This window comes from Nitrosomonas sp. Is35, from assembly GCF_033063295.1.
Classification (GTDB): Bacteria; Pseudomonadota; Gammaproteobacteria; order Burkholderiales; family Nitrosomonadaceae; genus Nitrosomonas.
In genome coordinates this window covers 797,431-821,358 of the sequence record NZ_JAWJZH010000001.1, presented here as the reverse complement: position 1 = coordinate 821,358, position 23,928 = coordinate 797,431, and the positions used below count along the sequence as shown (strand labels likewise).

18 protein-coding genes are annotated in these 23,928 nt (G+C 41.7%); 1 reads left to right on the top strand and 17 read right to left on the bottom strand.

Going from position 1 to position 23,928, the window contains the following annotated elements:
* Nucleotides 1-120: 120 nt before the first annotated feature.
* From asnB to R2083_RS03610, 15 genes are all read right to left on the bottom strand, one after another.
* Nucleotides 121-1,992: an asparagine synthase (glutamine-hydrolyzing) gene (asnB, locus tag R2083_RS03680; RefSeq protein ID WP_317537560.1), complete on the bottom strand. Its 1,872-nt coding sequence runs from the start codon at nucleotides 1,990-1,992 to the stop codon at nucleotides 121-123.
* Nucleotides 1,993-2,024: 32 nt separating this feature from the next.
* Nucleotides 2,025-3,113, bottom strand: a complete 1,089-nt coding sequence (locus tag R2083_RS03675) for a glycosyltransferase family 4 protein (RefSeq protein ID WP_317537559.1) — start codon at nucleotides 3,111-3,113, stop codon at nucleotides 2,025-2,027.
* A 94-nt stretch (nucleotides 3,114-3,207) separates the two neighbouring features.
* On the bottom strand, nucleotides 3,208-4,449 hold the full coding sequence (locus R2083_RS03670; RefSeq protein WP_317537558.1) for a polysaccharide pyruvyl transferase family protein: 1,242 nt from the start codon (nucleotides 4,447-4,449) through the stop codon (nucleotides 3,208-3,210).
* A 91-nt stretch (nucleotides 4,450-4,540) separates the two neighbouring features.
* Nucleotides 4,541-5,605 (bottom strand): nitroreductase family protein, encoded by a 1,065-nt coding sequence (locus R2083_RS03665; protein ID WP_317537557.1) that lies wholly within the window; start codon nucleotides 5,603-5,605, stop codon nucleotides 4,541-4,543.
* Between the two features lie 107 nt (nucleotides 5,606-5,712).
* Nucleotides 5,713-6,537 carry a class I SAM-dependent methyltransferase gene (locus R2083_RS03660; RefSeq protein WP_317537556.1) on the bottom strand — a complete coding sequence of 275 codons (825 nt, stop codon included), beginning with the start codon at nucleotides 6,535-6,537 and terminating at the stop codon, nucleotides 5,713-5,715.
* A 232-nt stretch (nucleotides 6,538-6,769) separates the two neighbouring features.
* A complete protein-coding gene (locus R2083_RS03655; protein WP_317537555.1) occupies nucleotides 6,770-7,774 on the bottom strand; it encodes a glycosyltransferase in 1,005 nt (334 codons plus the stop codon).
* 265 nt (nucleotides 7,775-8,039) lie between these two features.
* The gene (locus R2083_RS03650) at nucleotides 8,040-9,569 is read right to left on the bottom strand and encodes a hypothetical protein (RefSeq protein ID WP_317537554.1); all 1,530 of its coding nucleotides are present in this window, start codon (nucleotides 9,567-9,569) and stop codon (nucleotides 8,040-8,042) included.
* Nucleotides 9,566-11,038: a hypothetical protein gene (locus R2083_RS03645; protein ID WP_317537553.1), complete on the bottom strand. Its 1,473-nt coding sequence runs from the start codon at nucleotides 11,036-11,038 to the stop codon at nucleotides 9,566-9,568. The genes R2083_RS03650 and R2083_RS03645 overlap by 4 nt, the downstream gene beginning before the upstream one ends.
* 20 nt (nucleotides 11,039-11,058) lie before the next feature.
* Nucleotides 11,059-11,745: an exosortase-associated protein EpsI, B-type gene (gene epsI / locus R2083_RS03640; protein WP_317530121.1), complete on the bottom strand. Its 687-nt coding sequence runs from the start codon at nucleotides 11,743-11,745 to the stop codon at nucleotides 11,059-11,061.
* A 65-nt stretch (nucleotides 11,746-11,810) separates the two neighbouring features.
* Nucleotides 11,811-12,710: an exosortase B gene (gene xrtB, locus R2083_RS03635; protein ID WP_317537552.1), complete on the bottom strand. Its 900-nt coding sequence runs from the start codon at nucleotides 12,708-12,710 to the stop codon at nucleotides 11,811-11,813.
* Between the two features lie 10 nt (nucleotides 12,711-12,720).
* Nucleotides 12,721-13,626, bottom strand: a complete 906-nt coding sequence (gene epsG / locus R2083_RS03630; RefSeq protein WP_317537551.1) for a chain length determinant protein tyrosine kinase EpsG — start codon at nucleotides 13,624-13,626, stop codon at nucleotides 12,721-12,723.
* A 31-nt stretch (nucleotides 13,627-13,657) separates the two neighbouring features.
* A complete protein-coding gene (gene epsF, locus R2083_RS03625) occupies nucleotides 13,658-15,022 on the bottom strand; it encodes a chain length determinant protein EpsF (RefSeq protein WP_317537550.1) in 1,365 nt (454 codons plus the stop codon).
* A gap of 79 nt (nucleotides 15,023-15,101) precedes the next feature.
* Complete coding sequence (gene epsE / locus R2083_RS03620) at nucleotides 15,102-15,905, bottom strand: polysaccharide export protein EpsE (RefSeq protein ID WP_317530117.1); 804 nt, start codon at nucleotides 15,903-15,905, stop codon at nucleotides 15,102-15,104.
* Between the two features lie 87 nt (nucleotides 15,906-15,992).
* Nucleotides 15,993-16,922 carry an EpsD family peptidyl-prolyl cis-trans isomerase gene (locus R2083_RS03615; RefSeq protein WP_317537549.1) on the bottom strand — a complete coding sequence of 310 codons (930 nt, stop codon included), beginning with the start codon at nucleotides 16,920-16,922 and terminating at the stop codon, nucleotides 15,993-15,995.
* A gap of 785 nt (nucleotides 16,923-17,707) precedes the next feature.
* Complete coding sequence (locus R2083_RS03610; protein WP_317537548.1) at nucleotides 17,708-21,508, bottom strand: EAL domain-containing protein; 3,801 nt, start codon at nucleotides 21,506-21,508, stop codon at nucleotides 17,708-17,710.
* A gap of 399 nt (nucleotides 21,509-21,907) precedes the next feature.
* Here R2083_RS03610 and R2083_RS03605 point away from each other — a divergent pair, with 399 nt between their 5' ends.
* Nucleotides 21,908-22,225: a cupin domain-containing protein gene (locus tag R2083_RS03605; RefSeq protein ID WP_317530114.1), complete on the top strand. Its 318-nt coding sequence runs from the start codon at nucleotides 21,908-21,910 to the stop codon at nucleotides 22,223-22,225.
* Nucleotides 22,226-22,334: 109 nt separating this feature from the next.
* Here the strand turns inward: R2083_RS03605 and rpmE are convergent, their stop codons facing one another.
* Both rpmE and rho read right to left on the bottom strand, forming a co-directional pair.
* Nucleotides 22,335-22,547, bottom strand: a complete 213-nt coding sequence (gene rpmE, locus R2083_RS03600; RefSeq protein ID WP_317530113.1) for a 50S ribosomal protein L31 — start codon at nucleotides 22,545-22,547, stop codon at nucleotides 22,335-22,337.
* A gap of 97 nt (nucleotides 22,548-22,644) precedes the next feature.
* On the bottom strand, nucleotides 22,645-23,904 hold the full coding sequence (gene rho, locus R2083_RS03595) for a transcription termination factor Rho (protein ID WP_090317194.1): 1,260 nt from the start codon (nucleotides 23,902-23,904) through the stop codon (nucleotides 22,645-22,647).
* Nucleotides 23,905-23,928 lie beyond the last annotated feature (24 nt).

Below are 23,928 nucleotides of genomic sequence, written 5' to 3'. Positions count from 1 at the left end.
TTTACTTTCTCAGCTGATGCTCTTGAATGAAAATAAATCTAAAAATTGACTTCAGAAACATCGATAGAATTTATTCTTGCAATGCCATTTAAAACTTATCTCTGAAAAACAATGACAACATTATTTCAGATACTGACGATGCCAGATCTCGAGATTAAGCATACTCCACAACAGTTTTTCGTGGTTTTGACGGCCCGACATATGATCGGTCAGAACTTTATCCAGCATCGCAGGCCGGTAATACTCCCGAGTCAATGATGTAGAACTTTTCAAATGTTCATAGAGATACTCTCGCATAGGGCCTTGGAACCATTCATTGACCGGTACGCGAAAACCTACTTTCGGACGCTGCAAAATGGCCGACGGGAGCAATCGTTTCATCGCTTCACGGAGTATCCACTTCGTGGTATGTCCGCGCACCCGGTATTTGTCCGGTAGACTGGACACAAACGCGGCCAATTCATGATCCATAAAAGGCATCCGCGCTTCCAGGGAAGCAGCCATCGTCATCCGGTCCCCACGTTCAAGCAAGTTATCCGGCAACCAACTCGTCTGATCAAAGTAAAGAATACGGCGCAAAGAACTATTCGCAGGGGAAGTATCAAATTGCACTTCACCAGCACGATTAACTGGCTGAGACAGTGTAACCAAATTTTTACGTTCCGCATCTGACAAAGCGCCAAACCAGCGTGGCATACGTTCTTCGAAATGATCCAACCCCAAATTAACGATGGCCGTCTTAGCTCGCCGGAAACGATACGGCAGCGATTGCACCAACGGTTCAAGTAAGCCGCGACGCACAGTACCCGGTATCGTTTGGTACCATCCGGCGTAGCGTTCGTAGACATGCTTGGGATATCCTCCCAAAAATTCATCCGAGCCTTCGCCGGTCAGCACCATTTTGACCGTTTTTCGCGCCTCTTTTGCCAGAAGATAAATCGGAATATCCGATGGTTCGGCCACGGGAGCATCACGGAAACGCACCAAGTCTGGCAAATGTTGCATCAAGTGCTCTTGTGAAACCACCAATTCATGATGATCGGTTTTGAATTGTTCCGCGATGGTTTTAGCATAGCTTAATTCACTGTAGCGGGCTTCGGCAAATCCTACAGAGAAAGTTTTGACGGGTTGCGCGGAATGACGCGACATGAGGCCAACAATTGCTGAAGAATCAATACCGCCAGATAGAAACGCTCCGAACGGAACATCCGCGATCATGCGGATATTGACGGCTTGATCGAGTATATCGAGAAAAGCTCCCACCGGATCGGCCGGTAAAGGAGAATTAACAAACACTTCCCGATCCGGAGGCCGGTAATAGCATGTTTCAGTCAATATTCCTTTTTCCCAAATAGCATAGCAACCCGGCATCAGCTTGCGAATGCCGCGAAACAATGTAGCGGGAGCTGGAACATAACGATAGGCAAAATAATCCCATACCGCTCCCGTATCAACTTCCGCATGGACTCCGGGAAAAGCCAGAATGGATTTGATCTCGGAAGCAAACAACAAAACACCGTGGGTCTCGCACAGAAACATCGGTTTCTTGCCAAAGCGATCACGAGCCAAAAACAGGCGTTCTTTGTGACTATCCCAAATGGCAAAGGCAAACATGCCACGGAAATATTCAACACAACGCTCTCCCCATTGTTCATAGGCATGGACAATGGTTTCTGTGTCGGAGTTGGTTACGAAATGATGACCCAGTGCAATTAATTGATCACGCAATGAATGGAAATTGTAAATCTCACCGTTGAATATGACTTGGACTGTGCCATCTTCATTGCCCATGGGTTGATGGCCCGTAGAAAGATCAATAATGGAGAGACGGCGATGAGCCAGACCCATCCGATGGCGGCCGTCACGCGTAGTAGTTTCAAGAAATCCATCGTCATCCGGTCCGCGATGTATAATTGCTGCCGACATGCTGCGCAGCACGGCGCTTGAATTAATATTTGCCAGTGACCCGATAAAGCCAGTGATACCACACATTAGACCGCCTTTGCGTATTGAAAGAGTTATATTCAGTTTATTAAATTATCGTATATACGGCGAAAATCTCCTTCCAGTCTGGTAACCGTATAATAATCTTCTATGCGCTGCCTACCTGCTTCACCCATGCGACAAATTAATGCTCTATCATTATCTAGGCGTTCGATGGTTGCAGCCAGTGATTCTGGATTTTGGGAGGAAACAAATGCGCCATGTACACCATCTTCCATTACATCGGGAATAGCGCCAACGGGACTAATCACGGGTGGAGTACGAGCAGCCATACTTTCCAACAAAGAATAAGGTAAACCTTCTCGGTGGTATGTGGGAAAAACAAATAGGTCTGCTGCCTCCCATATCCGTTTCTTTTCCTCACCAAAAACTGCCCCCACAAAACTGACATAATCACTGAGTCCAAGACCTTTTACACATGTACGTAACCTATCCTCATCGGGTCCGCTTCCTGCAATAACCAAGCTGACATTCTTACCTTGGCTAAATAAAATTTTTAGTGCCTCAACAATTTCAAAGATGCCTTTATTCTCGGCTAACCGACCAACATAAACCAATCGCAATAATTGATCCCGAGAAGTTGGAATTTTTTTCCATTGAGGATCAGCACTTATTTCGATAGCATTAGGAATCAATTCTAAACGCAAGCTTGGCTCAAAATCACGATACGCACGCAACTCTTCCTGTCCCAGCAACACTACAACATCTGTAGAACTTAAAACTAACTTAAGAAGATTAGTTAGTACCCAGTTATTCTTAAAAAATACTTGTGGCAAGTCGCCACCATGTACTTGATACACGATTTTTTTACCCATGATTCGTGCGACAAACAAGTAAGCGATATCTCGCCAAAAGCTTTTTGGTACCAGTGAAGTATTCAAATGAACAATATGCGGTTTTTCCCGAATCAATCGCCAGAAGAACTGAATTGGACTGAATAAAAACCGCTTTAACTTAGATATTACTGACTCTTTTTGACCCTCACTTCCGACCTGAAAATGTAAAAGATAAAACTCGTTAGCCAGAGAAGAGTTAAAGAGTTGAATCAGATGGGTACTAACACCACTTACAGCTTCTAATGAAGGTCCAACTAATATTATAGTATTCACTGTCAAGTCCGCGAGAGTAAAAAATATTGATTTCGTTAAATGCCGTCACGCTAATGCATTTCAGAGTGATTAATGTGCTAGTAGGTAGCAAAAATTAACCGAATACCTCCATACCGGCTAACCGGGCTCGCTGTTGCCATTCTGGAATACGTTGCTCCAGCAACTTCCTGATATTTTGTTCGTCTGTACGCAATTTCTCCAGCGACTCCCAAAGTGCCATTCTAGAAAGCTTGGAAGTCTCCAATACATATCTCAAGTCACCAAAAAGATCAGTATTTAACCCAATAGCTTTGATACTGTAAGCGATAGAAATAGTAGGGACGAGAGTAGACCACGCAGCGATGGTTGCATGCGTTCGTGCACCAATAAAAAACCGGCACTGTGAAATTAGATACTTCGTCTGTACAGCATTCATATCGCGTGGCGCTAAGCTGATACGAGCAGTAATTATTTCTGGCGGCAAATCAATGCGCGCGATCAGCCGCTTCATATAGAGATAATCACTATTCCATTCACTGCTGTTAGCACCATCGACATGAGGTATCAGCACTATCGACAGATCCGTCTTCTTTATCACATCTCGCAGAAAACCTACTACTTCTAATTCCATTTCGGACACATGAGCATCGTCCGTACGGAATCTTTTGATGAGCGGACTAATATTAAATCCGAGAAATCCTTCACAAGGTGAGGCAGGTAATATAGCCGAGATATCCCAAGGCTCAGGTATCATGACAAAAGCAGGATCCGCAACCAATTTTACATTACGCAAACCTAATCCATCCAGATAATTCCGGGTTGATGTTTCACGCACTGAGATACCGGAGTATTTAGCAAGGTGCCGAATTACATGCTTTTCAACTTCAGGTTGCGACTCAAATGGCCCGACTGATGCAGCCCACAAAAATAATTTGTGTCCCTCGGCCATAAAGGTCTCGGCCTGCCCTATAAATTTAATGAGAGAAGGTACTCCATAGTCAAGAGACAAAACATCTCCCCCCGTCATAATACCGGCAACAGGTCCTCGGAAACTTTGGCGAATGCTGTTTGGTATTTTTGGGGAAGGAATCCAAAAATGCCTAATTTGAGGCACAAATTTGTCGATTTTCCCCCAAACTCTGACATAAAGTGGTAGATGATAAGCAGGAATAAAACTTATACCCATTTCTTTAGCATCTTTCCATTGTTTTAAGTCATTTTCTATGTCAAAGCTTGGTGCAAAAAATTCAGCACCAGGACATTGCTCACGAATAGTCCTGGAAATACCGCGTAACAGTGCTTCGCAACCTCGATTGGTAAGGGTTTCGTGACCTAGAAAATAGTATTTATTTATCATTCCAATCCCATAAAAACTTATAAAGTGCTATCAAATTGAGTTTAATTTTAAATTTGATCCTTACGCTTCAACGTTTCAAGTTCGCCTGGTTTCAAGTTTGTCTGTCAGGAGAAGAATAAGTCGAAGCAATCTTATCCATAACTTGTATCGCGGGAAATCTCACCGATCTTGGAACGCTAACACCATCGCTAGGATAACCAATCGCTAATAGCATGATAATTTTTTGTGATTTTGGAATTCCAAAAATCTGATGTACTGTTTTATCAGTTGAAGGCGGCACACACCAGTTTAAGCAACAAGTCGCAATTTCCTGAGCCCTCAGGCTAAGAATCAGACTCATTGCGAACATACCGCCATCTACAAATGGTTCATTTCTTTCACTTGAATCGAAGAAACACTGACTATCTGCTGTAATAATTGCGACGTGCGGAGCAAGATGACCAAAACCGCGATTACCATTCTGATGAGATAATAAAGTTTTCATATCATCAGGATCACTAACTAAATAGACTTTCCATGGCTGCCGATTACAAGCTGATGGACTTAGTTGCGCTAATTCAACAGCCTTTTTAATTAAAGTTAGGTCTACAGGCTGAGCTCTAAAATCTCGGACACTTCTTCTAGCGTGCATCAGATTCTCAAAGCTCTCAATAGAATTCTTACCAGTTACATCCAGCTGAGGCAATTCATAGGGTGTTTTTAGATCTGTATTTCTAACACTTATACTTTCAAGAAATTCAGTCACCTTAGGAAGAATTATCTTATCCGTATCGAGTCCTGTAGTGTTCAGGAGATCATGATAGCTGATCAGAGACTCAACAGCCCCAAGATATATGGGATCATCTATTTCAAAATTGTTCTCTCGCCACTGTTTAAGTAAATCCATAACTGCCAATACCGGATCAATCCCAAAGAATCTCTTGGGTCCAGGCATAACCAAACCCTTTTCTATTTTATGGTATTGAAACAGTAACTCAGCACTCAATCTACGCCGGTTTCTATGCCGCGAACCCCAAAACATAAATTGATATGCATGGTTCGCATCATACAAAAAATATCTCATCATTAATAAACGCTTCAGCTCTTGCTTCACGCGCCAGTAACTTGCCCAAATTATCGGGTAAGTCTTCATCCATTTCTTTAGTTTATCTTTCATTCAAAGGCCTAGATTCACAGCGTATTCAGTGCACTTCGGTTGGCTAAATAATAGAAATTTCATAGCCCTTTTGCACAGGAACATCAATCTCTAACTATTTTAGTAAGTTACGCTCCGATTGAGCGCACAAGACAAAGATGATCTCCACCACCAACAATACGACGGGTATAGCGAAAAATTGAAGGAGAAAGTGTCAACGGCACCTTGATTATTCGGCGCAGCATCCTAGCTACATCTATTTCTCTTTTAGCAGATTTAGGTGGAATATCTTCTGGAATCAAGATAGATTCAGCAACCCCTCTGGGAACGATACTCGGTACAAGGTGCCACTTGATAATTTCGAATCCACTACGTTTTAGCAATTGCATATAAGGATTCGGATCAAAAAAATTCACATGTCCATCCTCGTGAAGCGCGCCTTGTAATTGCGGCATGCGAGAACCACGCCACTCCCCTGTTGTTTCCATCGGAGTTTTTAACAACGCAAAATTAGTACGAGCAGAAACTACTTTCAAGAATGGCTCTGGATCAGGAATATGTTCAATAACATCAAATAATGAAACTAAATCGAATCGCTCCGGATCACCATCCCATTTTGTAAAATCTTCATTAACATAGTCAATATTCGGAAACAATACTTTTCCACACTTACTGAAATCAGGAGATGTTTCAAAAACCTTAGTATCTGGCCAGCACGCTTGCTCGCGAGCTATTTGATAAGCTAACGCGTTTGCCCCGAAACCGAAACATCCGCCTATGTCTGCATATGTCTTGATCTCACCAATAGCATCCAGTATCTGCTTACCATATAAGCTCCACAATAGCGTACTTTTGTATTGAGCTCGAGCAGGGTACCCTGGCCGAGCGATAACTTTACTTGGGTATGAGGAGTAAAATTTTAGTGGATCGAATTCGTATTGATCTGAAGTCATAGTAAGAAATTATCTGTAAAATAATTAACGCAAAATGATACACACATTAACGATAATCCAATGATGCCATTCCGACTCAAGTTGATGAAATAACTTTACATTAGATGTTTCAAAATATCGTTTGCAATAAAATATAAAATTATACTATGTAAAGTTCCAACAGACTTCTGTTACAAGCCTCTACAAAATTATCATCATTCTCGAATTATGGAAATTTATATTACTCTGCTTATCACCGCTTTGTGAGTTCTCGTGCGTTGATTGGCATCATCGGGTCAGGAATTGATTTCATAGCACCCAGTATTGCAGCAAAAGCATAAAAGTTCCATCCATAAACGGAAAGTATTGCATCAGTAATGTTTCTCTTTTTTACTGCCAGCATCACAATTCCACTCAGCCAAACAAGAAACTCAGCCACGATCACTGCTGATAAAACCGTAATTGTTTTTAAGTTTATTATTGCTACCGCTAGTATTCCTGCGAAAATATGAAGCATAGGTGCAGCAAAAACAAACCATGCTCGACGCACGCTTAACCAACACCATGGATGCCCTAAAGCTGATCTGAGATACATACCATAAGCATGTAATCGGCGATTTCGCCACAGCCGAAAAAGCATCTGGGAAGTACTTTCAGTGTAACCAGTGTGAAGTATGGCTATTTCAGGAAGTCGAACAAGACGCCACCCCTTGGTTCGTAAACGATCACCAAGCTCAGCCTCTTCACAGGCTGGAAGCCAACGATGCGCAAGATAACCAACAGACTCAATCGCTTTACGGCGATAAAGACCGCCACCGCCAAGTTCCAATACTTCTTTTATCTGTTGTAGCGCTTCAGCTTCAGAAGCACGTCGTTTATCAGCCCAATTATTAATGTTCGTATCTAACAACTTCCCTGCCACACCAGCCACATCAGGATTAAATTCTAGATAATCCAATGCTCTTGACAAAAAACCAGGCTGCAATACCATATCTCCATCAAGTACATATAGATATTCACCTTGAGCATACTGATAACCAAGCTGAACAGCAGATGCACATCCGCAGTCTGCTTTATGAGAAAATTGAATAATTCGTACAGGATAATGCTTTGCAATTTCTACTGTTCTGTCAGTAGATAACGAATCAACTAGAATTACTTCACCACCAATTTTTATTGTTTCTGCAAGAGCGGCTTCAAGACAGCTCGCTATTAAGGCTTCTTCATTAAGTGCTTTGATCAGAATCGAAAGTTTCATATCTTCTCCTTACAAATAAATCGAGAGCTTTATTAATGCGATTCTGTTTAAGTATATATACATACTAGTACCTTAAAAGATCTGGAGCAGCATAAACCACTAGTGGCATTTTTATGTTTATAGCAGAGCAATTTAGTTTTACTATTAATAGTTTCTCGGTCATAAAATTGGCTCGATTTTTTGTTATAACTTATCTAATTATCTCCGGTCCAAAGAAAGTAGAATTTGACAGATCAATAAATAAGATAAAACCATCTCCTCATCACTACCATACAAATATCTTGCGGTTAAACAGTCGATTTAACCTCGCCCGTTCTTCCTCATGGAAAGGTTTGATAAAATAAGCCACTAGCAAAAAGCAACTACCAGCCAGAATTGCCATAATGAACAAACCTAACCAGTTGCTATGCACTGGTATTGATAACTGCTGCGTCAAGATTAACCCTAACAACGCAGCAAGTAGTAACTTGAAGTATCCAATACTATCAGGCCTATATGTGGTAGTACGCATAAGAGCGATAATAAGAGTTGTATTAAATATAATTTGGTTAGCAATTATTGCGACAATAGGACTCCACAATCCATATCCTGCTTCGAGAAGCCAATAAGCCAGAGGCAGTACAAGCATGCTCAACGAACTGCCCCAGGTACAGAGATAACTCCTATCACTAACAATTGTAACGGCAACCAGTATCTGTCGCTGACTGAGAGGAATCAATGCCAGCAATAAACCTGCCAGATAATAGCCTGTATGATCAAATTTTTCACCACTTAGCAAGCTTACCAGATCATCTCCGGCTAACCAGGCAAATACCAGTATTGGCATTAGAACAAAAAGACTTGACTTTCCCGTGAGGTTAGCATTCCTTGTTAATTCCATCATATCACCTGCGGCCACATAGGAAGCAACCAGTTTGGGTCGGATCAAACTAAACAATAATGTAGCTGGTAGATAACGCGAAATATGCTCAAATAAGTTACGAAGAAAACCGAACAATGCTGTTGCTTCCACACCAAGATAACGTTGAATTAAGAAAATAAATACCTGAGAGCTATAGGTCAGTGTAATAAAATGACTTACATACATGTGGCGTGCCATGCTCCACATCTCGGACCAGTTAGGTGGTTGCCAATCATTTTGTCCGGGGAGTTCTCGATGCGCATTCAAATATCGAGTCAACCCACGCAACGCTAGTATAACTCCTACGATAGATGCCACTATTTCAGCCAACACTACATGATATAGATGAACATCACTTTGAATAGCCACAACAGCACTGAGCGATGACAGCATAATCATATTACGTGTCACCAAACTAATTTGGGCTTGTCCTTGCTGCAGCAATGGCTCTAATGCACTCTCCCGGATATGCCTTCCCAATCCTTCCGTAAGTAACACAAGTAAATAAAGTCTTGCCACATCCAAGTATCGAATAAGCTCAACAGGTATTAGCCACGGCAACACCATTAATAGTAAAAGCACTCCTACAAATAGAAATAAGGCAATGCGGGCAAGAATTTGCCACACGAAGTCCGCTAGAACTTTACCATTGGCATGCAGGCGAAATTCTGGCAAGTAGCGCGCCGCTACCCAAGGCAAACTAAGAGCCGTAATAGCCAGCACAATCTCCATTCCAGCTACCAAAAATACATATACACCATACTCTTCCACCGCAAGTTCACGTACCATCATTAGTAGAACAAGTAATGAAAGCAAGCCCGATGCAACTTTGCCAGAGAGAAAATGCATCGCGCTACGCTTAAGCACAGCACCAGAATAAGGAGAAACACTCATGGTTTATTATCAGATGTTACAAGAATATGCCTGCGATGCAGCCATGCCAGATAACCCAATAATGCTGAAAACACGACCTGGATACTTGGCAATTCAAGTAAGGAAGAACGATAAAAGAGATGAAATAAAAATAATGCCAAAGCGGCCTGAATGGCAACAGCATCGGCTCGCACTTCAGGTTCAGTAGATTCGCGCTGGAGCCAAGAAGCACAACGCCAAGCAAAAGCGAAGATCGCAGCAAATAAGCCGAAACCGAACAATCCCATTTCCCAAAGAAGAGTTGAAGCAGATGTTAGTCCGATGCCATATGATGGATAGCGCTTCGCAACATGACCTCTTGTAGCTGAATGCGCACTTCCGATTCCATTCCCAAATATTAAAGAAATGGGATCATGTTGAGCAACTTGCTGTTCAGCCCAAAAAGTCAATACCGTAGTGCGATTGAGATGGAATGTTCCATAACCGCGTTGATAAATATTATAATCGAGAGTGTCAGTAAATTGTTTTTCAATCGATCTATGCGATTGACTCAAATAGTAGTATCCTGCAGCAGTTGTAAGCAATGTTACGGCGATAAAGCCCATTAACCAATAATGCAACCGAATAAACATATCACGACGATATAGTACTAAAAACATTAATGGTAACATTATGACTACAGACTTTGTTTCCCCTAGAAACAAGGGAGACAACACTAGTGATATTAGTATGAAAAGACGTGCTGTTGATAATGACTTTTCCATACGGCGCGCCAATAGAAAAGCCAGTACGATAACCAGAAAAAGAGCCATTTCTCCACTTGCGCCCCCACCATCCATCTGCGCTCCAAAAGTTCCCGCAACAACATCAACAGCCGCGTTTCCCCATGTGCTCTCCAGTTGAGGGACAAAAAATATGCGCTCATAAGCCGCAAAGGGTAATTGCAGCAAAGCAGTAATCACAAAAAAAACCAGCCACCTATGAATATCCCGTTCATCAAAAGTAAGCCAGCAAAGCGCAAACAAGAGTCCCCATAACTGAAAGTAGCGCTTAAAACCACCTATAAATTCACTTGCTGAATTCCATTGAAAAAGCGAATTAAGAATTGCATAAATCAAGAAACCGAAAGCAATCCAGATAAATCCAGGAGTATCTTTCAACATCTTCGGGGAAGCACCTATCCCGAAGAAAGTTATAAACATCAGAAAAAAGCCTAATAAAGAAACACCCCATGCAGCCTTCGAGGCAATAAAATCGAAATGAAGCGGAAGAACACCTACAATCAGCAGGCCAAACAATAAAATACACCATACAATCCAGTTCGGACGCAACACAAGCATGGCACCTATCACAAGGGCAACTGCTAAACTGATTATGATGGGATTAGCTGTTACTGCGAACAAACCAAACAACATTGCCATTAGCACACTGGCCAATGCAATAATATAAAAATATATTTTCTGTTTGTTATCTAAATCAGATGAATACAATTTTTTATAGATAAAATCACCTATACTCCGAAAGTCCCTATTAACCTTATACGTTCATTAGCTTTTACTGAGGATAATAAGTCTTGAATAAAAATGGTTTGTTGCTGATAGGCCTTATTTTTATCAGAATCAATAGAAGATACGCGCACCAACATTCCATCTGGAACATTTCCAGTCATACCGTACTTTAATTGTTGCAATTTCTCTTCAATACCGGGTAAGACAGCCTTATTACCGACAGTTACCCAATAAGTAATCGGTTCATTACGATAACCCTTAACAGCCAACAAGCGTTTAATTGGTAGTTTTCCATATTGCGTAAGCAATTCATCAGCAAAAGTTTTCATTATCTCAAAGCCTTGAGCGTAGTAGCATACTTCTGGCTTGTGTATCGCCAGATTGTCACTCTGATCCCCACCGTAAGCCACAGAAAGCATAATGCGTTCACCCAAAGAGTTTACGTACGTCCGTGACAAAGTTTGATTGTATATTTTGTCAAGCATAGCTTGTGTATCGGCATCTACCTGCAACGGAATAATTGATTTATCAATACGCCAGTCTGCAAACTCCGTCGGGATCATTATTTCAAGATCAATTTTTTCTTGTTGGTCCGCAATCTTGTTGGTTGGAGTCAACGCTTTTGTTAACGCGCCTGACGACACCATCAATATGCCCAAAAAAATACTGATAATTATTGATTTTCTCATCTCCCCCCCTTATTTTCAGACAAAGTCTAATATTCTTACTAAATATCCTTTCGTATTGTAATTAGCTAGCTGTTACTCATAGTGGAATATGAAGCCCTAACTGGCTGCGCTCTGACAAAATACTGTAACGCCGCATCGACGCCAAGGATGAGTATTAATGCACTGATAAACAAAACCATGTCGGCAAAACCATGAAGGAATCCTTGTCCTGCTGCATCCCCATAGTGATAGGTAATCAGTGTAAGTACGATAACGCGAATAACGTTAGCGGTAAAAGAAATAGGTACAATTAGAATAGCTAATGTCACATTGCGTAATACCGAGGTATGATGCACAAGGTTCAAATAAAATAACCCCAGTGCTTCCAATGTCAACAATGTTTGAAGTCCAGCGCAAGCATCTGCCACAAGGAGTTGATATTGCCCAATTTGCAAGATAACACCATTCCTAGCTATTGGATAATCTGCCCAGAATAAAATATGTTCTGCCACAAATGAAACTGCCATCTTCATAGGCATAGTAAGCAAGCTGACTACTTGACCAGGCAATGGAATCATGAAAAGTAAAAAGAACAATGGAAACCACATGACTTTCAAAGCGATGTAACCCCGCTTTATAAGGATAACAGCTGCTAGTATCCATATGAAAGAACCCATTTCAAATACTAATATTTGTTGTGAACGCCCAATAATATAAAGAACCAGAGCCACAAAGAAAACTATCCATCCAAAGAAAGCAGTTGATTTCCCCTCACTTTTATTGATCATCTCCATCCATTTGCGATACATTAACCAAAGCGAAAGCATTAGTATAATCGGCCCGTGCGCTTGTTCTTCTTTAGACCATATTCCATTGGCAAGATCATAAAAAGTAGGAACATATAAAATCAACAATCCAAGAAAGATAGGCCACCAGTCCACAATAGCTGACTTTAAATCACGATGTTGATGAGTAAATGAGAACATAGTTTTTATTCTAAAAGTCAATTAACACAGAACCAACCACTTCGGCTCCACTGTACTTAAGCTGTTCATTAATCATATTGATATCGCTTAACCGGGTATTATTTTTATGCGCAACTACCAATACTCCATCCGTACGAGCAGCAATAGCAAGTGCATCGGCACCACTTGAAACAGCTAAAGTATCATAAAGAATCACATCAAACTGATTTGCAAGTTGATCGTTTAATTCATCAAATAAGCTCCGATTGAGAAGCTCCAAAGGATTCGGCGGGAGTGTTCCTGCCGGTAATACGGAAAGATCAATAAATGAATCTATTTTTGCAATTACTTCAGAAATATTTGCTCGACCGGCAAGTACATCGGATAGTCCTTGCCTGTTTCTTAAATTAAATATCTCATGCTGCTGAGGACAACGTAAGTTAGCATCTATTAGTAATGTACGTTCCCCAAGTTGGGAAAATACGACCGCAAGATTTGCTGCAAATAGGCTCACACCATCACCCAGGTTATAACTTACTACTGCAAGTGCTTTATGACCTGAAGTAAACCAACGCAACATTAACTGACTGCGTACCGCACGAAAAACTTCTACTTGAGCACCAAATGGTTGATAAGCAACGATCAATTCTGGCGGATGATTCCCCTGACCAGGCAATAAATATGGATAGTCAAATTGCTGCGCCAAAACTAACTGTATATCAGCTTCAGTAATCAAGCCTAATTTAAGTGCAGCATCGCCAAAACGCAATCCAGTCTCTTTTTGTAAACGCAACACACGCTCAGCTTCAACTGGTGTAATTTTTCCCATATCCAAAAGGATATGTCCAATACTAAATTTCCGAATATGCGATGAATTTGCGCTGATAGAACTGGGATCGCTAATTTTCCTGGTTTCTGAGGAACTTGTAATACTCATTTTATTCTCCATATTTTGAGCTTAGGCCAGTTCATCGTATTAAACGTGGCCAGCCCAATTGCAGGCGTTTTTGTTTTGGTATTCCTTTTTTTATAACACCAAGTACAGGTACATGAAGCACATCAACAAGATCTTCAGGAGAACGCACACGGCGATCAATCATCTCTGCAAGCAAACCCATTCCCAGCCCAAGTAAAGTTCCTAGAATCACAGACAAAACCACGTTTAACAGCAATTTTGGACTATCCGCTTTATCGGGGATTTTTGCCGTATCCAGTATGGAGACGCTTGATAAATTAGCTTGTCCTTCAAGGCTAGTCTGATTTAAACGTTGCATAGCGCTATTGTAGGCTTGTTGAGCACCTTCTACTTCTTTGAAATGAAGATACAGTTCATTTCTAGCTTGATTTAGAGCTAACACTCTAGCTTTCTGTTCTTCCAATGCCGCTCGTATTTCTCTTTCCTGACTGACAGCAGAGTCAGTAGTAATCCTGATATGCTTATTAAGTTCAGCTCTCAATTTTTCCATCTCAGCTTTAGCACCCGCATAACTAGGATGATTATGACCCAATTTTTGTGAGACTTCAGAGAATCTCGATTCGGCTTGCGACAAATTTAACTTGAGATTACTGATCATTGCATTCTTAGCAATATTGCTACTTTCGCCCCCTCGGTGCTTGATATCTTGTTCTGCAACAGTTCCCATCAATTCCGCTTGGGCGGATACCAGTTGACTAGAGAGATCATTTAAACGTTTTGTCTCAATATCAAGCCGAACGTCGGCATCAATGATTCCTGCTTCTTGTTGATATTCAGTTAGCTTTTTCTGAGCTGTCTCAAGTCTTTCGCGTAATAAATTAAGTTGATCGGTAAAATAAGCTGCCGCTTTCTGCGAAGGCTCCACCGTAAGGCGAATACTTATTTCCTGGTAAGCATTCGCGAATGCATTTGCAATAATTGAAGTAAATGTAGGATCTGCACCTTTATAACTAATACCAATCACGCTGCTATCACGAGAGGTTTCTATATCCAAGTTCTTTAGCAGTAAAGCAGCCAACCACTCACGTAAACCTAAATTACTCCCACTTTCTTCAAATTGCCTCTTTACCACATCGTTCTGATCAAGTCTAAGTTGATCCACCACCATCAGTGCAATTCTAGTGCTCTTAATAACATCTAATTGCGTCGCCAAATAACTAGGATTCAACTGCGCTGCTGAAACCATTCCTGTTACAGGATCAGCCCCTTTGTAAGTAAGGACAAGCGTAGCTGTAGATTTATAGCTTTTGGGCAGAAGGAGGCTCACAACTAAAGTTGTTAATATCGTAACAATCAATGTGAATAAAATCAGTTTTCGCCGAGCCAATATGATAAGAAAAAAACGAGAAAAATCCATGTGTAAGCCCCAGTCTCAACCTAATAGTTACAATATTTGTTTTAAATAAATTTAGTAATAAGAAATTCAAGAGTTAAAGTCAGAACAGACTTTCCTTGATATAGATCACATCATCAGGCTGTACCAAGTCACTGGATCTCGGAGTAAACATCTGTAAATTACCTTCTGTGTCACGACGTTGAATTTTTAATCCTCGTTCCGTCCCACGCTGCGTCAATCCCCCCCCTACTGACAGAGCTTGTATCACCGTCATATTACGTTCAAGCCTATATGCCCCAGCACGTTGTACTTCACCGTAGATATAAAATCTAGGAGCTCGTTCAACATAAATAAAATCATTACTCTGTATAATTAGATCCTGCGATAGATCGCCAGTACGAACCATCTCCTGTATATCTATCACTTCCTTAATAAATTTATTTCCATCGGCACGAATCAGAACAACAAGTTCTCCTCCTTCAGGAACAACACCTCCTGCCATCGCAAGAATCTCTGTTAGACTGCGTTTCCCTTCGATAGGGTAGCGCCCCTGATTTCGAACATTGCCAAGTACAGATACCATCTGACTCTGTAACGAAGCAGTAACGATCATAACCTGCGGTTTACGCAGAATATCCCGACTTTCCAGAAGATTTGCTATCTTTCTTTCTGCAGCTGATGGAGTTAGTCCATCTACTACGACTTCTCCCAGAAGGGGAAATGTTATTTTCCCAGTCTCACTCACTTTCGTTTCGGTAGTCATATCCGGATGGCCGTAAACAAACACTCTTAGCGCATCACCAGGTCCTAATGCACTTTCCCCTGTCTCTGCAGCCACCGTATTCCCAACACAACCGATCCATAACAAAGTAATGACTATTGCTAAAATCTTCATTGTCTTCATAACACTTATCATTTGCCCATAATCCTTAATTCATACCGCACTGAACATTATATTAGGAAAGATAAACTATTTAATATAAACATCAACTTATTTGAGTCCCATAATACCACGCTCGATAGAGCTGCCAGAGGCTGGCTCAGTCAGATTTAAATTATTTGTTGCATTATCAGCATTTGGAGCAGCTTGTGGAACAACCGACTTATCAGCAGTACTGGATTCTGGTGCTTTAGCATTCAAATATTCGATTTTTGCAGCTGTGCGTAAACGCGCGACTTCCGCATCAGTTGCTTCCTTATATTTTTGGTTCAACAAAAATCGTTCAATTTGAGGCGCCGCAGCTGTCAGTGTAATAGGACTGTCCTTTATTGCATTAACCGAAATCAGCAAACTATTCTCTTGCTCATTAACGATAAAAATAGTGTCCTTACTTTTTTCTTGTAGCATTTTAGCCATCTGAGGAGGCAGATCGGTGCTACTACGTGATGCCAAGCTTCTGAGATACTCAACTTTATTTTTCTCAAGCCAAACCACAACCTGATCTACAGACTTTGCTGCATCGATAGTTTTCTTTAATTCACTACTGATATCCTTTGTTGCAACACGAACTGTTATCAAATCAAATTGCTTACGCTGCGAGAAAAACTCAGGATGTTTCTGGAAATATTCATCAATCTCAGGCTGAGTAGGCTTAGCAATTTTACTCACAATACCTTGCATATAAGCTTGCGCTATTACTTGCGCATTTGCACGATCGCGCGCTTGCATTACATCAGGCGTACGATCCAACTTGTTGCGAACAGCTTCATCAAGAATTAATTGACGAACAATCAGAGATTCCAAAAGCTGCTTACTCGCTGCTTCATACTGTTCAGGGCGGACATTGGCACGCTTGATTTCTTCATTTAGCTGAAGCATGGTAACTTCTTTACCATTGACACTAACCAGTGCCTGCCCAGTTTTTTTTTCTTTTGGCTCATTGCTGTCACAAGCTGCGAGAACTAATGCGAAACCAATCATGAATCCTATTAGTGCCGTCCGAGTATTTGCCAATACCATAATATTTCCCTTAATAATTACAAATATAATGAAACAAACTCAAAAAAATCTAACACACATCTTTACATAATGCCTAAACACAGAATGAGAACAATACGTTCCATTGATCATCTCTGAAGCTGGATACGACAATTAAACTATAAACTTTAATACTTAAAGTAATTCTTTATAAAGCACATTAATATACATTGATAATCAACAATATACAAAATATATTCCGATTCAATACTTGAAGCTCACCTTCGATCATGGAATATTCTGGATAACCGATTAATTTATCTAAAAAATATGACAAAGAACTTTGCTAACTTGTTCCTTCAAAATCATCTCTATCATAAGATTATTAGTCAATGATATACCTTGAATCTTGAATATCTCTCTATTTTTGTTACTAAAATTAACAAAAACACGATTAAGTCTTGTGAGCCACTATCTGGCAAAGCTCCAAGAAGATTCAAGCAATACAATTTTCGCGCACTTTTATTGTCATCATGTGACAATCGAAAGCATGTGATAGCCTAAGCTTACCAAATACCACCATAATAATACTTTGAATTGGTACCTTTTACCCGGTATCGCCGTCTGCAATGCCAGTCGCATCCTAACTGGTCATGATAACCATGCTACTGGGCAGTTTGTCTAACCAATCCCAATATTGCATACTAACGATTTATCCTGTGATGTAGGATAAATCTGTATACATATCTACCAGGATTCTTCATTCTTAACAAACACAGATCACAGATTTACGGGTATTGATTGATACCAGAGTTGTTAAATCGCTGCAATTCTCGAAGCGTTTCTAACGTAGAAAGTGGTTTACTAAAATAAAATCCTTGACATTGGCTGCATCCACGCTGTTTGAGAAAATCAATTTGTTCCTTTGATTCAACACCTTCTGCAATTACCTGAATATTCAGGCTGCCAGCCATTGCAATAATCGCCGTAACTATCGCCGCATCATTCTCATCGATCGCGATATCACGCACAAAAGAACGATCAATTTTAAGTGCGTCAATCGTATAGTGCTTCAAATAACTCAAATTAGAATAACCGGTTCCAAAATCATCGATCGATATCTTGAATCCCATTGCACTTAATTGTTGCAGCGTTTCATTCACCTCAACGATATTTTCAGCCAGCATGCTTTCTGTAATCTCCAAAGCCAAGCAACTCGCAGAAACTTTTGCTTGCGTTAGAATATTCGCCACATCTTGCACAAACAGCTTTTTCTGAAATTGTTTGACGGAAAGATTGATAGCAATTCTGGGCACATTCAACTCTTGGTCTTGCCACGCTTTTAGCTGCTCGCACACCGATCCGATAACCCAATCCCCGATCGGCAAAATCAGGCCTGTTTCTTCCGCCAGCTTAATGAACTGAACGGGCGGTATCAATCCCTTTTCAGGATGTTGCCAGCGCAACAACACTTCCAGACTAACCAAATGATTGGTGTCCATATCAATAATCGGCTGATAGTACAATACCAACTCATTATTTCTGATGGCTCTATGCAAATCGTTACCCAGCTCGTGTTTCTCTTGAATCAAACGATCCATCTCAGCCGAATAAAACTGATAATTACTACGCCCCGTAGCTTTAGCATGATACATCGCCAGATCGCTATGCTTTAACAATGCGTCAACATCCTTACCATCCTTGGGATACAGCGCAATTCCGATACTGCTGTCAATATGGAGTATTCGTTCATTAATATGATACGGCAGCGCCAGCAAGTGCAAGATTTTCTTCGCTATCGATTCAACATCCTCCAAATCGGTGATTTCCGTCAATATCACGATAAACTCATCCCCGCCTTGACGCGACGCCGTATCCTCGCTGCGTATGCTGGATAAAAGCCTCACAGCCACTTCTTTTAGCAGCAAATCGCCAAAACCATGACCCAGCGTGTCATTCACAACTTTGAAGTGATCCAGATCTATAAACAACACCGCTGAAAAATCATGATGGCGCTGATTATGCGCCAATGCCTGCGACAAGCGATCCTGCAACAACAATCGATTCGGCAATCCTGTCAGCACGTCATGATTTGCCATAAAACTGATGTGCTGTTCCAATTGCCTGCGCTCCAACCATAGCCTGAAATCGTCTGCGATATAATTAATCAGGTTTTGCTCGTCCGGCAGCATGAATGACTTTTCTTCCCGGTAGAAAACCTGCAATTGACCGCAAAAATGTCCACCCACTTTGATTCTTGCGAAAATCCCATGCGTCAGGTCTTCGTTATAGTGATTTGAAGTATGGCGCTGCTCATAAATACTGATCATGCAGGCCGCATGGTCGGGAAACTGCATTGCTGGAATCAGATGATCGAATATCCGTTCACAAAGCTCACCGACAGAAAGATCTTGTTCCATCTCCCGCCGGATCGCATATAAACACGTTCTTTCCTTTAGCCGTTCATGCAAAATTAATTCTTTCTGTTTGCGCGCGGTGATATCCACGCGAACGGATATATAGCGAACTATCCGGCCGCTACCGTCTTTGAACGGAACGATAGTGGAATCGACCCAGTACAAGCTGCCACTTTTTCTCCGATTACAAATCTCTTTATGCCAAATTTTGCCATTGGTGATGGTTTCCCACATGTCTATAAAAAAATCACTCGAATGCACACCTGAGTTGAGAATCCGATGATCCTGCCCGATAAGTTCGGAGCGACCATACCCGCTAATCTCACAAAAACGGTCATTGGCTTCAATGATCCGGCCAGAGCGGTCACTCACGGAAACCAGTGCAAGCTGCCCAATGGCTTCTAGGTAAGTTGTCAGCTCCGCATTGGTGGTTTGCAATTCCTTGTAAAGTAATTTTAATTTAGACTTGGACGCGACTAATGCTGCATTGGCTGCTTGCAATTCTTTATTTGTCGACAGCAATTCTTCATTGGTCGATTGCAGCTCTTCGTTGCTCGATCTAAGCTCTTCTTGCGAAGTCTGCATTTCCTCATGAGTCGCTTGCATTTCCTCACGCATGAGCTGCAGTTCGGTCATCATCGCTAATACAATATCATCACCTTTTTCGGATGAGTCCGCTGCTTGCTCGATGTGTGAAAGCCGTAGTACCTCTTCCAGACTGATCATTGGATTTTTCTTGGTCATCGCTTGAAGAGAGAAATCCTGAATCAAGTTGCGCCTTTCTTGCGGCAATCCATTATCAAGACGTTTATACACCGCCAAACTGCGCTCCAGAGGGGTAAACATCTCCGGGAAATAATCGATCGATTCCGCAGTTCCCAATAGCAAAATGCCGCCAGGATTCAGTGCATAATAAAACAGCGGGAATAATCTTTTTTGTAATTCACGATCCAGATAAATCAGTAAATTCCGGCACGATAAGATATCCAGTTTGGAAAATGGCACATCGGCAATAAGATTTTGTGGCGCGAATATCACCATCTGGCGTATTTCAGTACAGACCCGGTAGCCATTTTCGTGCTTGATGAAAAACCGGTTTAAGCGTTCCAATGAAATATATTGACTGATCGCCAGGGGATAAAAACCCTGCCGTGCCTTCGTGATGACATCCTGATCCAGATCAGTCGCAAATATTTTCACCAAGTACCGGTCTTGCACGCCCCTTTGCTCCAAAGCTTCCCGGAAAAGAATGGCGAATCCATAAGCCTCTTCCCCTGTCGAGCAAGCAGGTACCCAGATTCGCACTGTTTTTCCTTCAGGATGGGCTGCCAAAATGGGTGGAATAATCTCCGCTTTAACATACTGCCACATGACCGGATCGCGAAAAAAATGCGTCACATTGATTAATAGCTCCTTAAACAACAAATCCAGTTCAACAGGATTCTCGTTTAAGAAGCGCGCATAATCTTCAACCTTACTGATTTGATTCTGTTGCATCCGCCGCTCCACACGACGATATAGCGTGCTTCTCTTATACTGAGAGAAATCATTACCCGTCCGCTTGGACAAGAGTTGCACCACTTCACTCATGGCACCATCAAGGTGAAATCCTTGCGATTTGGATTTCAAATAACTGGTAACAATGCCCGGCAACACATCGAGTGCTACGCGCGTGTCCACTGTGCTTGCCTCAATCGCGCGATCCGGCATATCCCCCGGTTCACTGGACATAGAATCCTGCGTAAGCCCCAATCCTCCTTTTTTCCTTATGGCGCGTAAACCCTGAGTACCATTTGCACCCGAACCGGAAAAAATAACACCAACCGCCGACTCCCTATACTCTTCCGCCAAGCTGTGGAAGAAAAAATCGATTAAGGAATTCGATACATGCCCCGGCTCGGCGTCCAATACACACAAAAAACCATTGGAAATAAAGACATTCTTGCTTGACTGCTCAACAATATAGACACAATCGGACTGCACTTCGATCAGATTTTCCACGCGCACTATCTTCATGCTGGTAACATCTTGCAGTTGCTGAGGAGATAGATTTCCTTGTATCGCATCTGATTGCTGAATAACGACAAAAGCCGCACCACTATCCGCTGGTATCTGGGAAAGAAACTGCCGTAGTGACTTGAGTTCGGTAGCTGAAGCACCAATACCCACCACTGGGAATAATGTCCTTTCAGGATCGACTGGTTGATGAGATGGGATAGATGGGTTTATACGCGATTTTTGTTTTATTGCGGTCAACTTCTTCGGACTTGAATTCGTTTTTCTGATCATCAAAAGAAGCCTCTGATTCTTTGAAGTTAACAGGAAAATTTTGATTGGTGTTTTATAGCATAGTTTTATGAAAATTTTTAGCCTTATGAATACGGAATGGAAATGAATTTGAAGATTTGAAATACACCTACTCCAATTCGACCTTGCGCCACAACATAATAAATACGCAGAAACCATTTTAGGCCGAGAATCACTACTGCATTTACCATACAAATGGTCACTCAAAGGCTTTTACATACCAAATAAGCTAAAGAATTCACATAATCTTGTTTATTTTTTCAGATGAAATCACAAAATATTTTCACCGGAATCCCCAAAAACCTGGATCAGGAATTATTTGAGTTTCTGGCCGGAAACGACACAGTGACGATAGAAAAGATCATCTCGAAAGGACAAAAATCGCCAGAATCCGGCTGGTATGATCAGGAAAAAAACGAGTGGATTATCGTATTGAAGGGCAAGGCGGCACTGTCTTTTGAGGATGAAGCATCAGTACATCTTAATGAGGGAGACTTTATTAATATCCCCGCTCATAAAAAGCACAAAGTCTCATGGTCAGATCCAGACAATGAGACTATCTGGCTCGCTGTACATTATTAAAGAGATTATTTAACTTAGAATCAAGTAGCAGAATCCGGAATAAATTCTGTTACCCGGGTTCACCATCAGAAATCTTGGTAAAAACCTGATATTACTTGATTTCCAGCAATTAATTGCGCACTTGCTTGCTATATTTCTGACGGAATTTCTCAACCCTTCCGGCAGTATCCACAATTTTCTGCTTACCCGTGTAGAACGGATGACACAGTGAACATACCTCAATATTCAATGGCTTGTTCATGGTAGAGCGTGTTTTAAACACATTACCGCAACTGCAAGTTACGGTAATTTCCTGATAGTCTGGATGAATGTCTGCTTTCATTACCTATATCCTTAATTATTCAATCCCCAATGGGAAGATTAAAAAGCCGTGTATTATCCTTTAATGTACGTATTGGCGCAACTGTGAAAATTAAATCCTAAACCCGCCGCATCGAATCAAAAAAGTCGGAATTATTCTTAGTTGCCTTGATTTTATCCAGTAGAAACGCCATCGCATCCATATCGTCCATCGGATGCAGTAACTTGCGTAGTACCCAGATTTTCTGCAGTACATCAGGAGAAATCAGCAATTCTTCCCGGCGAGTTCCTGACCGGTTCACATTAATCGCAGGATATATCCGTTTCTCCGCCATTTTCCGGTCAAGATGAATTTCCATATTACCGGTACCCTTAAATTCTTCATAGATCACATCGTCCATACGCGACCCAGTATCAATCAATGCTGTTGCGATGATCGTCAACGATCCACCCTCTTCAATATTACGCGCCGCGCCGAAGAAACGTTTGGGCCGCTGTAACGCACTGGCGTCCACACCGCCTGTCAGCACTTTACCGGAAGCCGGCACCACCGCATTATAAGCGCGCGCCAGCCTTGTGATCGAATCGAGCAATATCACGACATCTTTCTTGTGTTCGACCAAGCGCTTGGCTTTCTCAATCACCATTTCGGCAACTTGCACGTGCCGCGTAGCTGCTTCATCGAAAGTGGATGAGATGACTTCCCCTCTCACCGAACGGATCATTTCCGTCACTTCTTCCGGACGTTCATCAATCAGCAACACCATTAAAATCACATCCGGATAATTAGCCGCAATGGCGTGCGCGATGTGTTGCAGCATCACGGTTTTACCCGACTTAGGGCTAGCCACTAACAAACCGCGCTGTCCCTTTCCAATCGGAGCAATCAAGTCAATGATACGGCTGGTGATATTTTCTTCGGCTTTGATATCGCGTTCGAGCACGAGCCGCTCATCCGGAAATAATGGTGTCAAATTTTCAAACAGGATTTTCTGTTTGGAATTTTCCGGCGGTTCGTTATTGACCTTATCAACTTTCACCAGCGCAAAATAACGCTCTCCTTCCTTTGGCGGGCGAATCTCGCCATCAATCGAATCTCCGGTATGCAGATTAAAGCGCCGGATCTGACTGGGTGAAATATAAATATCATCGGGCCCCGCCAGATAGGATGTATCCGGAGAACGTAAAAATCCAAAACCATCCTGCAATACTTCCAGCGTCCCATGACCGTAGATATTTTCACCCTTGCGCGCCTGATTTTTAAGCAATGCGAAAATCAGATCCTGTTTCCGCATTCGGTTGGCTCCATCAATTTCGTTCTCGACGGCCATTTTTACTAGTTCAGTGACGTGTAGGTTCTTTAAATCGGATAAGCGCATGAAAAAGCTCGTGAAAAAATAATA

Excerpts from the sequence above, each read along its gene's own strand:
- asnB (WP_317537560.1), bottom strand. The coding sequence starts at position 1,992 with ATGTGTGGTATCACTGGCTTTATCGGGTCACTGGCAAATATTAATTCA.
- R2083_RS03670 (WP_317537558.1), bottom strand. The coding sequence starts at position 4,449 with ATGATAAATAAATACTATTTTCTAGGTCACGAAACCCTTACCAATCGA.
- R2083_RS03665 (WP_317537557.1), bottom strand. The coding sequence starts at position 5,605 with ATGAAAGATAAACTAAAGAAATGGATGAAGACTTACCCGATAATTTGG.
- R2083_RS03660 (WP_317537556.1), bottom strand. The coding sequence starts at position 6,537 with ATGACTTCAGATCAATACGAATTCGATCCACTAAAATTTTACTCCTCA.
- R2083_RS03655 (WP_317537555.1), bottom strand. The coding sequence starts at position 7,774 with ATGAAACTTTCGATTCTGATCAAAGCACTTAATGAAGAAGCCTTAATA.
- R2083_RS03650 (WP_317537554.1), bottom strand. The coding sequence starts at position 9,569 with ATGAGTGTTTCTCCTTATTCTGGTGCTGTGCTTAAGCGTAGCGCGATG.
- epsI (WP_317530121.1), bottom strand. The coding sequence starts at position 11,745 with ATGAGAAAATCAATAATTATCAGTATTTTTTTGGGCATATTGATGGTG.
- xrtB (WP_317537552.1), bottom strand. The coding sequence starts at position 12,710 with ATGTTCTCATTTACTCATCAACATCGTGATTTAAAGTCAGCTATTGTG.
- epsG (WP_317537551.1), bottom strand. The coding sequence starts at position 13,626 with ATGAGTATTACAAGTTCCTCAGAAACCAGGAAAATTAGCGATCCCAGT.
- epsF (WP_317537550.1), bottom strand. The coding sequence starts at position 15,022 with ATGGATTTTTCTCGTTTTTTTCTTATCATATTGGCTCGGCGAAAACTG.
- epsE (WP_317530117.1), bottom strand. The coding sequence starts at position 15,905 with ATGAAGACAATGAAGATTTTAGCAATAGTCATTACTTTGTTATGGATC.
- R2083_RS03615 (WP_317537549.1), bottom strand. The coding sequence starts at position 16,922 with ATGATTGGTTTCGCATTAGTTCTCGCAGCTTGTGACAGCAATGAGCCA.
- R2083_RS03605 (WP_317530114.1), top strand. The coding sequence starts at position 21,908 with ATGAAATCACAAAATATTTTCACCGGAATCCCCAAAAACCTGGATCAG.
- rpmE (WP_317530113.1), bottom strand. The coding sequence starts at position 22,547 with ATGAAAGCAGACATTCATCCAGACTATCAGGAAATTACCGTAACTTGC.
- rho (WP_090317194.1), bottom strand. The coding sequence starts at position 23,904 with ATGCGCTTATCCGATTTAAAGAACCTACACGTCACTGAACTAGTAAAA.